The following is a 13,073-nucleotide window of genomic DNA, read 5'->3' as shown; positions in this document are numbered from 1 at the left end:
ACGACGGCGCCAGCCCTCGCGGGCGGCTAGGCGAGTCTACGGACGCGCGGCTGTGCCGCAGCCCGCCGGTGGGAGTCGCGTGGAGAGCAGGTCAGGCCCGCCGCCCGCCGACACCGGCGGGCTGGCTAAACGAACGCCGTGGTGCGTTGACCATCGGGGCCGCATCTCCCTTGTCGTGCGCACATGACCTGAGGGTCAGCGCTGCGCTCTGGCCGAAGCGTACAGGCAGACGGCCGCCGCCGCAGCCAGGTTCAGGCTCTCGGCTCGCCCGTGCAGCGGCACCCGGACCCGGGCGTCGGCGGCCTCCGCCAGCTCGACGGGCAGGCCGTGCGCCTCGGAACCGAACAACCAGGCGGTCGGTGCGGCCAGTCGGCCGGCGTCGACCAACGCGTCCAGGTCGTCCTCGCCGTGCCCGGTGGCCGCGAGCACGGTCAGCCCGGCGGCCCGCGCCGCGCTGAGCACCGCGACCGGGTCGGGTTCCCGGACCACGTCGACGTGGAACAGGCTGCCCGCCGACGACCTGACGCACTTGCCGTTGTACGGGTCGACGGTGTCACCAGCGAAGATCACCGCGGTGGCACCGGCCGCGTCGGCGGTACGCAACACCGTCCCGGCGTTGCCCGGATCACGGATCCCGGCCAGCACGGCCACCAGCCGGGGGCTTCGGGACAACGCCACCGCCGACGAGACGTCAAGGTGCTGGCAGACGGCGACCAGCCCCTGCGGGGCGACGGTCTCGGCGAGCCCGGCGAGGGCGTCGTCGGTCACCTCGGAGACGGGGATGTCGTTGCTGGCGGCGGCCGTCGCCAGCTCGGCGTACCGATCGAGGGCGGCGGGGGTGCCGAACAGCTCCAGCACGGTGCGAGGACGGCTCAGCGCCTCCCGGACCGCCTGTGGTCCCTCGGCCAGGAACCGGCCGGTGGCGTCCCGCTCACGGCGACGCTGAAGTCGGCGCGCGGCCACCACCCGGGGCGTACGCGGTGTGAAGAGCATGATGTTCTCCGCCACCCGCGCGAGGCGCCCCCCGGTTGCCGAGGGGCGCCTCGCTGCGCTGGTGAGACTCAGGCAGCCTGGGCCGGCGCGCCGCCGGTGCCCTCGGCCTGCACCGCGGCCCGGGCCAGCTCGACGATCGCCGCGAACGCGGCGGCGTCGTTGACGGCCAGGTCGGCCAGGATCTTGCGGTCGACCTCGATGCCGGCCAGGCGCAGGCCCTGGATCAGCCGGTTGTAGGTCATCCCGTTGGCGCGGGCACCCGCGTTGATCCGCTGGATCCACAGCTGCCGGAAGTCGCCCTTGCGGTCACGACGGTCCCGGTAGGCGTACTGCATCGAGTGCAGCACCTGCTCCTTGGCCTTGCGGTACAGCCGGGAGCGCTGACCACGGTAACCGCTCGCGGTCTCCAGCAGGGTACGGCGCTTCTTCTGGGCGTTCACAGCCCGCTTGACGCGTGCCATCTCAACTCCTTCTTGGATTCAGGTGGCGCGCGTCAGCGGCCGAGCAGCTTCTTGAGGCGCTTGACGTCGGACTTGGCGGCCTCGACCACGCCGGTCAGCCGGCGGGTACGGGTGGAGGGCTTCTTCTCCAGGTTGTGCCGCAGACCGGCCTGCTGCTTCATGATCTTGCCCTTGCCGGTCACGCGGACGCGCTTACCCGTCCCCGTGTGGCTCTTCATCTTCGGCATGCGGAACGTCTCTCCCCTGTTACTGACCGCTGGTGTCAGCGGTCGTGCCGGTCTCACCGGCTGCTGCGCTCTCACTGGTCACCGCAGGTTCGGCGGCCACCCCGGTGGCGGGCTCCTCCGCGGTCCGCTCCCGGGGTCCACCACGGGACGCCGTGGCGGCGACCGCGGAGGCCTTCACGGCCCGGTGCGGAGCGAGAACCATGATCATGTTTCGGCCGTCCTGCTTAGGAGCGGACTCGACATATCCCAGTTCCGTGATCTCGGACTCGAGCCGGCGCAGGAGCCGGTAACCCAGCTCCGGGCGGCTCTGCTCGCGACCGCGGAACATGATCGTCACCTTGACCTTGTCGCCGGCCTTGAGGAACCGCACCACGTGACCCTTCTTGGTCTCGTAGTCGTGCGGATCGATCTTCGGCCGGAGCTTCATTTCCTTGATGACGGTCTGCTGCTGGTTACGCCGCGCTTCGCGCGCCTTCAGTGCGCTCTCGTACTTGAACTTGCCGAAGTCCATGAGCTTGCACACCGGCGGGCGCGCCATCGGCGCAACCTCGACCAGGTCCAGATCGACGTCCGCGGCCAGCTGAAGGGCGCGCTCCAGCGGGACGATGCCCACCTGCTCACCCTCGGGGCCGACCAGTCGGACCTCACGTGCCCGGATCTGATCGTTCACGCGTGGTTCGACGCTGATGGGGCCTCCTCGAGTCGGATCTTCATGCGTGGCCGACCCTGCGGCTCCCGGTGGAACCGGCCCGGAAAGTAGAAGGCCCCGGCGTATGCCAGGGCCCGCTCGACCGGTCGGCACGATCACAGGATCGCGCATCCGGCGCCGGGAAACTCCCGGAACCGGTGACCGGACCCGGACGCCACAGGCGGCGACTCGGGTGGGAGCAGGCGCTCCGCTTTCAAGGCTGTCCTAATGGTTAGGACAGCCTGGTCGACTTGATAACACTACACCCTCGGGAACAGGGACCTCAAACCGGTCGGATCAGCGGGCCGCGCGCTCGGTGACGGCGGTCAGGTGCGCCTGGTGCAGGCGGCGCAGCGCCCGGACGCCGTCGACGGCGAGCTGCTTGTCGGCCGCCTGGAGGGCAACCACCGGCAGCAGGTCGTCGTCGTACAGCTCCAGGGCCGCCCACGGGGCGCCCCGGTCGAACCGGACCCCCCGGACGACCTCCCACGGCAGCTCGTACGAGCCGATGATGTTGCGCACCCGCACGCCCCGCACGTCCGCCTCGACCCGGGGCCGGGTGAACAGCAGAGCGCCGAGGGCGAACATGATCCCGAGCCCGATCATGGCAACCTGGTCACCTCGCTGGAAGGTGCCGTATCCGCTACCGGTGGGCCCGGTCAACGTGGTGGCGATCAACGAGAAGACCACGACCAGCAGGATGGCCGACACCCAGCAGACCAGCCGGATCCGTCGCGGCCGCAGACAGATCAGCTCGGTGCCGGTCGCCCGCTCGTGCTCGCTCGTACCGGCACTGGGCTGCGTGGCGTCCCTCCGCTCGTTCATGGCACAAGTCTGCCATCCGGTTCCGGTGGGCCGTCCGCCGCCACACTGACGTCGGTCCCGGGTGACCCGCCGGCAGCCGGGGCGGCGCCGGCAAGGGTGCGTGGTCCGCGCCCGGCGACCAGCACCGCGAGCACGGTGAGCAGGGTGCCCGCCAGCACCGGCACCCGGACGCCGGGGCCCTGTGGCAGCAGCAGGTCCAACAGCACGGCACCGGCGAGTTGCCCGCCCACCAACGCCAAACCGGTGCGCAACACGCCCGCCGCGCGTACCCCCACGACCAGGCTGGCGACGATGCCGACCCCGAGCAGCCCGCCGGTGTAGAGGTGCCAGCCCTCGGGCCAGCGGATCGGCGGACCGGTGAACGCGCCGGCCAACGCCGCGACGAGCAGCACCACCGGCGTACTGACGACGAAGTTGACCGCGACCCCGGCGGCGGCCGATCCGGCCGCCGAGATCCGGCCGTTGAGCGCGGCCTGCAGGGCCACCCCGACGCCGCCGGCCACCGCGAGCAGGAGCACCCCGACAGCCAGGTCACCGACGGGCTGGCCGGCCTGGGCCAGGGCCACCGCGGCCACCCCGAGCAACGCCCCGGCGACCCGGGGCGTGGTCAGCGGCAGCCGCCCCACCGGGGCCAGCCCGACCCGGTCCGAGGCCAGCCCGCCGAGGCTGCCCCCGGCGACCTGGGCGATGGTGAAGACCGCGACCCCGAGCACCGGGACCGCGTACGCGGCCAGCACCACGATGGCCGCCCCGCCCAGCCCACCCAGGTACGACCACCAGGGCAGGCCGGAGCGCCGCAGGGCGACCAGCCCGGTGCGCATCGACGGCATCACCAGCAGCCCGAGCAGGACCAGCAGGCAGCCGCCGAGGTTGTTGACGACCGCGCCCAGGGAGGCATTGCCGACGCGCTGCCCCAGTTCCGCGTTGACCGCACCCTGTGCTGCCGAGGCGGCGCCGCCGAGGGCGACCAGCGTGAGGGCGACCGCGACCGGCGGCCGTCTCACAGCCGACAGGCGTGGATGTTGGTGACCAGGATCGCGCGGGCGCCGAGTTCGTAGAGCTCGTCCATGATCCGGTGGACGTCCTCGCGGAGCACCATGGCCTGCACGGCCACCCAGCCCTCCCGGTGCAGCGGAGAGACCGTCGGCGACTCCATGCCCGGGGTGAGCGCACTGGCCCGGTCCAGCAGTCCGGCCGGCACGTCGTAGGCGAGCATCACGTAACGCCGGGCCACCAGCACCCCGTGCAGCCGGCGCAGCAGTTGCGCGGCCTGCGGGTGCGGGGCGGCGTCGATGCGGCGTACCAGCACCGCCGAGGATTGCAGCAGGGGCTCACCGAAGACCACCAGGCCGGCCTGGCGCAGGGTCGCCCCGGTTTCGACCACGTCGGCGACCACGTCGGCGACACCCAGCCGGATGGCGTTCTCCACCGCGCCGTCGAGGCGGATCACCTCGGCCTTGACGCCCAGGTCGGAGAGGTGCCGCTCCACCAGCCCCGGGTACGCGGTGGCGATCCGGTGCCCGCCCAGCTCCCGTACGTCGTCGACGTCGTCCGGTCGGGCCGCGAACCGGAAGGTGGCCCGCCCGAAGTTCAGGTCGACGACCTCCTCGGCCGGCGCGCCGGAGTCGATCAGCAGGTCGCGGCCGGTGATGCCGACGTCCAGGTCACCGGAGCCGACGTAGGTGGCGATGTCCTTCGGCCGCAGGTAGAAGAATTCGATGTCGTTGGCCTGGTCGCGGCAGATCAGGTCCTTGCTGTCGGTGCGCTGACGGTAACCCGCCTCACGCAGCATCTGGGCGGCCGAATCGGCCAGGGCGCCCTTGTTGGGTACGGCGACACGCAGCATGACGGAGTGCTCCTTCGATCGGTTCGGGTCGACGGTGGGGGCACTCACAGATGTCGGTAGACGTCCTTCAGGTCGAGACCGCTGGCGAGCATCAGCACCTGGACCTGGTAGAGCAGCTGAGAGATCTCCTCGGCGGTGCGCTCGGGCCCCTCGTGCTCGGCGGCCATCCACGACTCGGCCGCCTCCTCGACGACCTTCTTGCCGATGAAGTGCACGCCCTTTTCCAGTGCGGCGACCGTGCCCGAGCCGGGGGTGCCGGCCGCTGCCTTGGCCTGCAACTCCGCGAACAACTCCTCGAACGTCTTCACGGAGACGGATTCTCGCAGTCGCCCTGGGTCGCCACGCGCACCGGGTCGGTGGTGACCGGTGGACGGGACCGCCAATCCCTACCGGCGCGGTGGGACGACCCTTCGATCCCCACCGATGTTGGTCGTACGCTGTCCGCCATGGTCACCACCCCGCGTACCTTCGCGTTCGCCACCGCAGCGGCCGTCCTGCTCGCGGCCAGCGCCTGCACGCCGCAGGTCCAGCCCACCCCCATGCCGACCGCGTCGGCATGCACCAAGGACAGCCTGTCCACCGAAACTGCGGGCAAGCTCACCATCGCCACCGACGAGCCGGCCCGCCAGCCGTGGTTCGTCGACGACAAACCGGACAACGGCAAGGGCTTCGAGTCCGCCGTGGCCTACGCGGTGGCGGAGCAGCTCGGCTACACCCGCGACGACGTCACCTGGACTCGGGTGCCGCGCGATTCCGCCGTGGCACCCGGAGCGAAGAACTTCGACTTCGGCATCGACCAGGTCTCGATGACCGAGGAGCGCAAGCAGGCGGTCGACTTCTCCGCGCCGTACTACCTCGTACGGCAGAGCGTCGTCGCGTTGCGGTCCTCGAAGATCGCCGGCAGCGCCACGCTGGCCGACCTGCGCGACGCCCGGCTCGGCGCCCAGGCCGACACCGCCGGCCACCAGGCCGTCACCGAGTTGGTGCGGCCGAAGACCGAGCCACGGGTCTACGACAGCGCCAAGGACGCCAGGAAGGCGCTGCGCGACGGCCGGATCGACGGCCTGGTGGTGGATCTGCCCACCGCGTTCGAGCTCACCAGCACCGAGATCGACGACGCGGTGATCGTCGGGCAGCTGCCCCAGGTCGGCAGCCCGGCGGCGTTCGGGCTGTTGCTGGAGAAGGACTCACCGATCGCCGGCTGCGTCAGCGCGGCGGTCGGACGCCTCGCCAGCGATGGCGCGCTCAAGCGGCTGGAGGAGCAGTGGCTCGTCCAGGAGGCCGGAACGCGCGAACTCGGCTGAGCAGAGAGCGCACCCGTGGCGTCCTGGCCCACATCATCGCAGCCTGCCGTGCCCCCGGTCGGTCATGCGGGGGTGAACCCCAGGGGGTGGGTGACGGCTGCGGCGACCTGGCGGATGGCGAGGGCGGCGTCGAGGGCGGCGACCGTCGACGTCCAGCCCTTGTCCTCGGCGGAGTCGGGCAGGCCGGCACGGTCACGGGCCTGCTCGATGGTGTCCACGGTGAGCACCCCGTGGGCGACCGGCTTGCCCTCGTCCAGGGCGACCCGGGTCAACCCGTCGGTGACCGAGCGGCACACGTAGTCGAAGTGGGCGGTGGCGCCACGGACCACCACACCCAGGGCGACCACCACGTCACAGCGTCGCGCCAGCGCCTGCGCCACCACGGGCAGCTCCACCGAGCCGGCCACCCGGGTCACCACCGCCCGCGCACCGCACGCCTGCGCGGCGGCCACCGCCCGCTCGAGCATGTGGTCGGTCAGGTCACCGTGCCAGCGCGCGGCGACCACACCGACGGTCATCCCGGCCGCGTCGACCGGAGCCGATCCCGGCTCCCCGAAACCCGCCATCTCTCCTACGCTCCGATCTCTCTGCCGGGCACCGGACGTCCCATCGGCGCCTCGGACACCTCGTCTAGCTGGTCGATCAGGTGCCCCATCCGGTCCCGCTTGGTCCGCAGGTAACGGACGTTCTCCGGGTGCGGACGCACCGGCAGCCCCTCCCGGCCGGTGATGGTCAGGCCGTAGCCCTCCAGCCCGGCCCGTTTGGCCGGGTTGTTGGTCAACAACCGCATCGAGCGGACCCCGAGGTCGTAGAGGATCTGCGCGCCCGTGCCGTAGTCACGCGCGTCGGCCGGCAGGCCGAGATCGAGGTTCGCGTCGACCGTGTCGCGGCCCTGGTCCTGCAACTGGTACGCCTGGAGCTTGTGCAGCAGCCCGATGCCGCGTCCCTCGTGGCCGCGTACGTAGAGGACCACGCCCCGCCCTTCCCGGGCCACCCGGTCCAGGGCGGCGTTGAGCTGGGGCCCGCAGTCACAGCGCACCGACGAGAAGACGTCACCGGTCAGGCACTCCGAGTGCACCCGCACCAGCACGTCCCGGCCGTCGCCGAGGTCACCCATCACCAACGCCACGTGCTCGGCCGAGTCGTACTCGCTGCGGTAGCCCAGGGCCCGGAACACCCCGTGCTCGGTGGGCATCCGGGCGTCGGCGACCAGCTCGACCTGCTTCTCATTGCGCCGCCGGTACGCGATCAGATCCGCGATGGTGACCAGGGTCAGCGAGTGCTCGGCGCAGAACTTCTCCAGGTCCGGCAGGCGCATCATGGTGCCGTCGTCGTTGACCAGCTCGCAGAGCACGCCGGCCGGGCGCAGACCGGCCAGCCGGGTCAGGTCGACGGCCGCCTCGGTGTGCCCGGGACGGCGCAGCACCCCGCCGGAGCGGGCCCGCAGCGGCACCACGTGCCCTGGGCGGGCCAGGTCCGTCGGGCCGGTGGCCGGGTCGGCGAGCAGCCGGATGGTGTGCGCCCGATCGGCCGCCGAGATCCCGGTGGTCACCCCCTCCCGGGCGTCGACGGTCACCGTGTAGGCGGTCTGCCGCCGGTCCTGGTTGGTGTGGTGCATGGGCGGCAGGTCGAGGCGGTCGCACTCGCTCTCGGTGAGCGGTACGCAGATGAAGCCCGAGGTGTGCCGCACCATGAAGGCCAGCAGTTCCGGGGTGGCCAGCTCGGCCGCGAAGATCAGGTCACCCTCGTTCTCCCGGTCGGCGTCGTCCACCACCACGACCGGACGGCCGGCGGCGATCTCCACCAGGGCCTGCTCGATGTCGGCGAAGGTCATGCCGGCACCCCCGCCTCATCGACCGAGCGACCACCCAGCAGCCGCTCGACGTACTTGGCCAGCACATCGACCTCCAGGTTGACCTGGTCACCCACGGACCGGGTGCCGAGGGTGGTCGCCGACAGGGTGGTGGGGATCAGGCCGACGGCGAACCAGTCGGCGGCGACCTCGGCCACGGTCAGCGAGACCCCGTCGACGGTGATCGAGCCCTTCTCCACCACGTACCGGGACAGCGCGGCGGGCAACCGGAACCGGACCGTCTCCCACTGCGGCGCCGGCTCGCGGGAAAGCACCTCGCTCACCCCGTCGACGTGCCCCTGCACCAGGTGACCACCGAGACGGCTGCCCAGCGTGGCGGCGCGTTCCAGGTTCACCCGGTCGCCGGTACGCAGCGCGCCCAGCGCCGAACGGCGCAGCGTCTCGCCCATCACGTCGGCGGTGAACACCCCGCCGTCGACGTCGACCACGGTCAGGCAGACCCCGTTGACCGCGATCGAGTCGCCGTGTCGCGCGTCCGAGGTGACCAGTGGGCCACGGACCGCGACCAGGGTCGAGTCATCTGCCGTCGGGGTCACTCCGACGACCTCGCCCAATTCCTCGACGATGCCGGTGAACATGCCTAGCCCTCCCTCTTTCGGGGCAGCGCGGTGATCCGCAGGTCGGGACCGATCTGCGTAACGTCGGTGAGTTCCAGGTCGATGGCCTCGGCGATGGTGGTCACACCCGCGTCGACCAGCGCGGCGGGACCGGCCCCGAGCAGCCGGGGCGCAAGGTAGCCGACCACCCGGTCGACCAGGCCGGCGGCGAGGAACGCCCCGGCGAGCCGGGGACCGCCCTCCAGCAGCACGGCCCGTACCCCGCGGGCGTGCAGGGCGGCGAGCAGCGCCGGCAGGTCGACGCCGCCGTCCGGGCCGGCGCCCACCTCGTCGGCGGTGGCCACCCAGGTGCGGGCGGCGCCGTCGCGGACCCGGGCGTCGTCCGGGGTACGTCCGGTCGAGTCGACCACCACGCGCAGCGGCTGCTGGATGGCCAGGCTGCCGTCGCGCAGGTTGCGCACGGTGAGCCGGGGATCGTCGGCGAGTACGGTGCCGACACCGACGAGGACCGCGTCGACGGTGGCACGCAGCGCGTGCACGTCCATCCGGGCGGCCTCGGACGTGATCCACATGCTGGTGCCGTCGGCCGCCGCCGAGCGGCCGTCCATGGTCGCCGCGTACTTCCAGATCACGTACGGCCAGCCCCGGCGCATCGCGGTCAGCCAGGCCACGTTGCCGCTCTCCGCCTCGGCGCGGCGTACCCCCAGGTCGACGCGGACGCCGGCGGACCGCAGGGTGGCGGCGCCGCCGGTGGCGACCGGGTTGGGATCCGGTACCGCGATGACGACCCGGGCCACCCCCGCCTGGACCAGCGCGGCGCTGCAGGGACTGGTGCGCCCCACGTGGTTACAGGGTTCCAGGGTGACCACCGCTGTGCCGCCCTTGGCCCGCTGCCCGGCCTGGGCCAGCGCGACGATCTCGGCGTGTGGTCCCCCGGCGTACGCGTGGAAGCCCTCGCCGACGACCTCGCCGTCGACGTCGAGCAGCACGCAGCCGACGACGGGATTGGGACTGGTGGTGCCGAGCCCACGCGCCGCGAGTTCGATCGCACGACGCATCGCCTCGTCCACGGAGACGCTCGCCATCGCCTGCCGTTGCCCCTCTCGCTCGTACGCGCAGGCAGGGAGCTGGGCCGGGCGGCCACGGGCAGGCATCGGAATCCGGGTACGGCACAGCCGCCCCGGCCGGGACGTGCGCACGCCGGAGCCCGGCGAGCCACACGGCCCCCTTCCGTCCCGCGCGCTGTCTCCCATCCGGACTGTCTGGGCGCGGACGAGCCGCCCCCAACCGTCGGCCCCGGATTCTCACCAGGTCCACCGGGCGGACGAACCGCTCCCGGGTCGCGGGCTTACCACGGTCGGACCGTGGATCACCGCCGGTTCGGAATTACACCGAGTCCCGCCAGCGCGTGGTGGGTACTGAGCAAAGTCTTACACGCCCGGCGAGGCGCCGGGCCACCCGGGCGAGCTACTTCACATGACGGTGACCGGAGTCGGCGACGCCGCGCCGACGATCCACCGCCACGTACGAGCCGGGTTGGCTCTTCGCCACGGTCTTCATCTCGGAGGCGATGGTCATCGCCTCCAACGGATTCGTGATGCGCTTCTCCGCGTCGGAGATCGCGACACCGATGGAGAGGGTGACCAGCGCGGCCCGGCGAATGTTGCCCCGCCGGTCCTTCAACTCGACGTATCCGCGTTCCCGGTCAGTGGCGTCGTAGAGGGCGTCCGCGGCCTTCTCGAAGTCCACCGAAACCCGCAACGTGAGCGGCCGCACCTGCTCGGGCGCGCACACGAAGACGAAGTCGTCACCGCCGACGTGACCGAGGAAGGCCGGCGGCAGGGCGACCGCGACCACCGCCCGGTGCAGGCTGCGGGCCAGCGCGGAGATGAAGCCGTCGCCCCGGACGAACCCGTACCGGTCGTTGACGCTCTTGAACCGGTCGATGTCGATGTAGCCGACGGCGTAGTCCGCGCCGTTGCGGACCCGCTCGGCGATCTCCCGGCGGATTCGGCTGTTGCCGGGCAGCCCGGTCAGCGGGGAGACCTCCCGGAACTCCTTGTTGCGCCGCAGGGTGGAGCTGACCCGGGCGACCAACTCGGCGTTGTCGAAGGGCTTGACCAGGTAGTCGTCGGCACCGGCGTTGAGCCCGTGAACCTTGTCCTGGGTCATCCCCTTGGCCGTCAGCATGATCACCGGCAGCGCTGCGGTCATCGGGTCGGCACGTAGCCGACGGGTCAGTTCCAGCCCGTCCACCCGCGGCATCATCAGGTCGACCACGGCCAGGTCGGGCCGCTCCCGCTCGATCAGCTCCAGCGCTTCCTGGCCGTCCGCGGCGAGGATCACGTCGAAGCCCTGTAGCCGCAGGTTGAACTCGACGAAGCGGGCGATGTCCTCGTCGTCGTCGACGACGAGGATCACGTCCTTACGATCGTCGGAGGCTTCCACCTCAGGCCCCGGCAGCCGCGCGTTCGGCCAGCCCTCGCAGCCGGCGTACCGCCTCGGCCGGGTCGTCGGCGCCGTAGACGGCGGTGCCGGCCACGAAGGCGTCGGCGCCCGCCGCGGCCGCCTGCTCGATGGTGTCGGCGGCGATCCCACCGTCGACCTCGATGCGGAGTTCCAGGTGGCCGGCGTTGACGTGGCGACGCGCGGCGCGGACCTTGTCCAGCAGCTGCGGCAGGAACCGCTGCCCGCCGAACCCGGCCTTGATGGTCATGACCAGCAAGGTGTCGAAGCTCGGCAGCAGGTCAAGGTACGGCTCGATCGGGGTGTCCCGGTCGATCGCCAGTCCCGCCCGGGCGCCGGCCGCCCGCAGGTCCCGGGCCAACGCCACCGGGTCGTCGCAGGCCTCGGCGTGGAAGGTGACGTTGTACGCTCCCGCGTCGGCGTAGCCGGGCGCCCAACGATGCGGGTCGGTGATCATCAGGTGTACGTCGAAGGGCAGCTTGGTGGCGGCCCGCAAACTCTGCACCACGGGCAGCCCGATGGTCAGGTTCGGCACGAAGTGGTTGTCCATGACGTCGACGTGCAGCCAGTCCGCAGCGTCCTCGACGGCGCGGACCTCCTCGGCGAGACGGGAAAAATCGGCGGCGAGGATGCTGGGCGCGATGATGGGCGGCGGTACGGTCACAGGGCCAGTGTACGAACGCGGCCAGCAGCCATGGCGTCACGCCAGCAACCGGACACCCCGTGACCCAGAGGTGACCAATGGTGCAGAATGACCCCCTTCGGACCGGTGATACGGAACGAAGCTCGGCTTCGGCTGGCCAGACGACCGATTCGCGGCAACACTCCATCGGGGACGGTGACGGTATCGTGCAGGCCGGTGGGCGCGGGGGTCGGCAGCCGGGCGGCAGCTCCCGGAAAGGGCGGACGATGCGACGGTGGCTCGCGGCACTGGCGCTGGCCAGTACGGCTGCGCTGATGCTCAGCGGCTGCGTGCGGCCGGGCGGAACCGACGGCGACCTCACCAACGACTGGCAGGAACTGCGGGCGCCGACCATGTTCGTGCCGGCCACCGATGCCTGCCTGCCCCGGATCACGTCGGTGGTGCTGGCGAGCACCTACGAGACCGTGGACTGCGCCCGCAACCACCTCGCCGAGACGGTCCACGTCGGCACGTTCACCGACACCGCCGCCAAGGGTGAACGCCCGGAACCAGGGTCGGCGGCACTGCGCACCGCCCGCGCCGAGTGCGACCAGCGGGCCCGGCTGGTGCTCGGCGGCGACTGGCACACCGCCCGGTTGACACTCAACATCTCCCTGCCATCGGTGCCGGCGTGGAACAGCGGTGCCCGCTGGTTCCGCTGCGACCTCAGCGAGACCGACAGCATCGACAACACCCGGCCGGTCAACCGCACCGGGAGCCTGCGGGGCGCCCTGATCGGCGACTCACCGCTGGTGCACCGCTGCTTCGACCCGAAGCTCATCGGCGACAGCCTGAACTACATGGCTCCGGTGCTCTGCAGCGAGCCGCACGGCGCCGAGTTCGTCGGGGTCTACATCGAGCGGAACATGAGCTGGGAGAAGTTCGTCGCTTCCGCCGGGCAGGCACACAAGCGCTGCATGGAGCTGATCGCCGCCTTCGCCGACGTGCCGAACAACGCCGAACTGCCCTACCGCGCCGGTTCCATCTTCTACCCGCCGTCGCAGCGGGAGTGGGAGGAAGGTGACCGGGGCGTGCGGTGCATCCTGTGGAGTGACGACCGCAAGCTGACCGGGTCGATGCGGGGCGTGGGCCCGCAGGGACTGCCCGTCACCTGAGCGCGGTACGACAACCGTCCCGGACAGATTGCCGCG

Annotated in this window: 16 protein-coding genes and 1 riboswitch; of the genes, 2 read left to right on the top strand and 14 right to left on the bottom strand. The window is 71.6% G+C overall.

Translation table 11 applies throughout. The features are described from left to right. Positions 1-195: 195 nt before the first annotated feature. The 8 genes from Vlu01_RS16920 to Vlu01_RS16885 all read right to left on the bottom strand — a co-directional run bounded on the left by Vlu01_RS16920 (position 196) and on the right by Vlu01_RS16885 (position 5,348). On the bottom strand, positions 196-993 hold the full coding sequence (locus tag Vlu01_RS16920) for a TrmH family RNA methyltransferase (RefSeq protein ID WP_204000306.1): 798 nt from the start codon (positions 991-993) through the stop codon (positions 196-198). A gap of 68 nt (positions 994-1,061) precedes the next feature. Then, positions 1,062-1,454, bottom strand: a complete 393-nt coding sequence (rplT, locus tag Vlu01_RS16915; RefSeq protein ID WP_093404272.1) for a 50S ribosomal protein L20 — start codon at positions 1,452-1,454, stop codon at positions 1,062-1,064. Between the two features lie 32 nt (positions 1,455-1,486). After that, positions 1,487-1,681: a 50S ribosomal protein L35 gene (rpmI, locus tag Vlu01_RS16910; RefSeq protein ID WP_013732809.1), complete on the bottom strand. Its 195-nt coding sequence runs from the start codon at positions 1,679-1,681 to the stop codon at positions 1,487-1,489. Between the two features lie 19 nt (positions 1,682-1,700). Beyond that, complete coding sequence (gene infC / locus Vlu01_RS16905) at positions 1,701-2,351, bottom strand: translation initiation factor IF-3 (protein ID WP_204000304.1); 651 nt, start codon at positions 2,349-2,351, stop codon at positions 1,701-1,703. 315 nt (positions 2,352-2,666) lie between these two features. After that, positions 2,667-3,122, bottom strand: coding sequence for a PH domain-containing protein (locus tag Vlu01_RS16900; RefSeq protein WP_239095954.1), 456 nt, complete (start codon positions 3,120-3,122; stop codon positions 2,667-2,669). A gap of 68 nt (positions 3,123-3,190) precedes the next feature. Continuing rightward, entirely contained in the window at positions 3,191-4,198 is a 1,008-nt protein-coding gene (locus tag Vlu01_RS16895) for a DMT family transporter (RefSeq protein WP_204000299.1), read from the bottom strand. Beyond that, positions 4,195-5,040, bottom strand: coding sequence for an ATP phosphoribosyltransferase (gene hisG / locus Vlu01_RS16890; protein WP_204000297.1), 846 nt, complete (start codon positions 5,038-5,040; stop codon positions 4,195-4,197). The genes Vlu01_RS16895 and hisG overlap by 4 nt, the downstream gene beginning before the upstream one ends. A 44-nt stretch (positions 5,041-5,084) precedes the next feature. Next, entirely contained in the window at positions 5,085-5,348 is a 264-nt protein-coding gene (locus Vlu01_RS16885; protein ID WP_088947482.1) for a phosphoribosyl-ATP diphosphatase, read from the bottom strand. A 138-nt stretch (positions 5,349-5,486) separates the two neighbouring features. Between Vlu01_RS16885 and Vlu01_RS16880 the strand changes: the two genes are divergently transcribed. Next, positions 5,487-6,344 carry an ABC transporter substrate-binding protein gene (locus tag Vlu01_RS16880; protein WP_204000295.1) on the top strand — a complete coding sequence of 286 codons (858 nt, stop codon included), beginning with the start codon at positions 5,487-5,489 and terminating at the stop codon, positions 6,342-6,344. 62 nt (positions 6,345-6,406) lie between these two features. Here Vlu01_RS16880 and ribH read toward each other — a convergent pair whose 3' ends face one another. The 6 genes from ribH to rpe all read right to left on the bottom strand — a co-directional run bounded on the left by ribH (position 6,407) and on the right by rpe (position 11,904). Further along, the gene (ribH, locus tag Vlu01_RS16875) at positions 6,407-6,910 is read right to left on the bottom strand and encodes a 6,7-dimethyl-8-ribityllumazine synthase (protein WP_204000293.1); all 504 of its coding nucleotides are present in this window, start codon (positions 6,908-6,910) and stop codon (positions 6,407-6,409) included. A gap of 5 nt (positions 6,911-6,915) precedes the next feature. Then, on the bottom strand, positions 6,916-8,178 hold the full coding sequence (locus tag Vlu01_RS16870; protein ID WP_204000291.1) for a bifunctional 3,4-dihydroxy-2-butanone-4-phosphate synthase/GTP cyclohydrolase II: 1,263 nt from the start codon (positions 8,176-8,178) through the stop codon (positions 6,916-6,918). Next, complete coding sequence (locus tag Vlu01_RS16865) at positions 8,175-8,795, bottom strand: riboflavin synthase (protein WP_204000289.1); 621 nt, start codon at positions 8,793-8,795, stop codon at positions 8,175-8,177. Before Vlu01_RS16865 ends, Vlu01_RS16870 begins: the two co-directional genes overlap by 4 nt. Before the next feature lie 2 nt (positions 8,796-8,797). After that, complete coding sequence (ribD, locus tag Vlu01_RS16860; protein ID WP_204000458.1) at positions 8,798-9,859, bottom strand: bifunctional diaminohydroxyphosphoribosylaminopyrimidine deaminase/5-amino-6-(5-phosphoribosylamino)uracil reductase RibD; 1,062 nt, start codon at positions 9,857-9,859, stop codon at positions 8,798-8,800. A gap of 152 nt (positions 9,860-10,011) precedes the next feature. Continuing rightward, positions 10,012-10,184: riboswitch (FMN riboswitch) on the bottom strand. 57 nt (positions 10,185-10,241) lie between these two features. After that, complete coding sequence (locus tag Vlu01_RS16855; RefSeq protein WP_204000455.1) at positions 10,242-11,237, bottom strand: response regulator; 996 nt, start codon at positions 11,235-11,237, stop codon at positions 10,242-10,244. Further along, positions 11,224-11,904, bottom strand: coding sequence for a ribulose-phosphate 3-epimerase (gene rpe / locus Vlu01_RS16850; protein ID WP_204000287.1), 681 nt, complete (start codon positions 11,902-11,904; stop codon positions 11,224-11,226). The genes Vlu01_RS16855 and rpe overlap by 14 nt, the downstream gene beginning before the upstream one ends. Before the next feature lie 245 nt (positions 11,905-12,149). Here rpe and Vlu01_RS16845 point away from each other — a divergent pair, with 245 nt between their 5' ends. Beyond that, entirely contained in the window at positions 12,150-13,037 is an 888-nt protein-coding gene (locus tag Vlu01_RS16845; protein ID WP_204000284.1) for a septum formation family protein, read from the top strand. Positions 13,038-13,073: the final 36 nt, after the last annotated feature.

It is taken from the genome of Micromonospora lutea, assembly GCF_016863535.1.
GTDB classification, from domain to species: domain Bacteria; phylum Actinomycetota; class Actinomycetes; order Mycobacteriales; family Micromonosporaceae; genus Micromonospora; species Micromonospora lutea.
Note: the sequence above shows the minus strand (reverse complement) of the source record. Positions and strands in the feature narration are given on the sequence as shown.

Coding starts and splice junctions, on each gene's coding strand:
- Vlu01_RS16920 (WP_204000306.1), bottom strand. CDS start 993: ATGCTCTTCACACCGCGTACGCCCCGGGTGGTGGCCGCGCGCCGACTT.
- rplT (WP_093404272.1), bottom strand. CDS start 1,454: ATGGCACGCGTCAAGCGGGCTGTGAACGCCCAGAAGAAGCGCCGTACC.
- rpmI (WP_013732809.1), bottom strand. CDS start 1,681: ATGCCGAAGATGAAGAGCCACACGGGGACGGGTAAGCGCGTCCGCGTG.
- hisG (WP_204000297.1), bottom strand. CDS start 5,040: ATGCTGCGTGTCGCCGTACCCAACAAGGGCGCCCTGGCCGATTCGGCC.
- Vlu01_RS16880 (WP_204000295.1), top strand. CDS start 5,487: ATGGTCACCACCCCGCGTACCTTCGCGTTCGCCACCGCAGCGGCCGTC.
- ribH (WP_204000293.1), bottom strand. CDS start 6,910: ATGGCGGGTTTCGGGGAGCCGGGATCGGCTCCGGTCGACGCGGCCGGG.
- Vlu01_RS16870 (WP_204000291.1), bottom strand. CDS start 8,178: ATGACCTTCGCCGACATCGAGCAGGCCCTGGTGGAGATCGCCGCCGGC.
- Vlu01_RS16865 (WP_204000289.1), bottom strand. CDS start 8,795: ATGTTCACCGGCATCGTCGAGGAATTGGGCGAGGTCGTCGGAGTGACC.
- ribD (WP_204000458.1), bottom strand. CDS start 9,859: ATGGCGAGCGTCTCCGTGGACGAGGCGATGCGTCGTGCGATCGAACTC.
- Vlu01_RS16845 (WP_204000284.1), top strand. CDS start 12,150: ATGCGACGGTGGCTCGCGGCACTGGCGCTGGCCAGTACGGCTGCGCTG.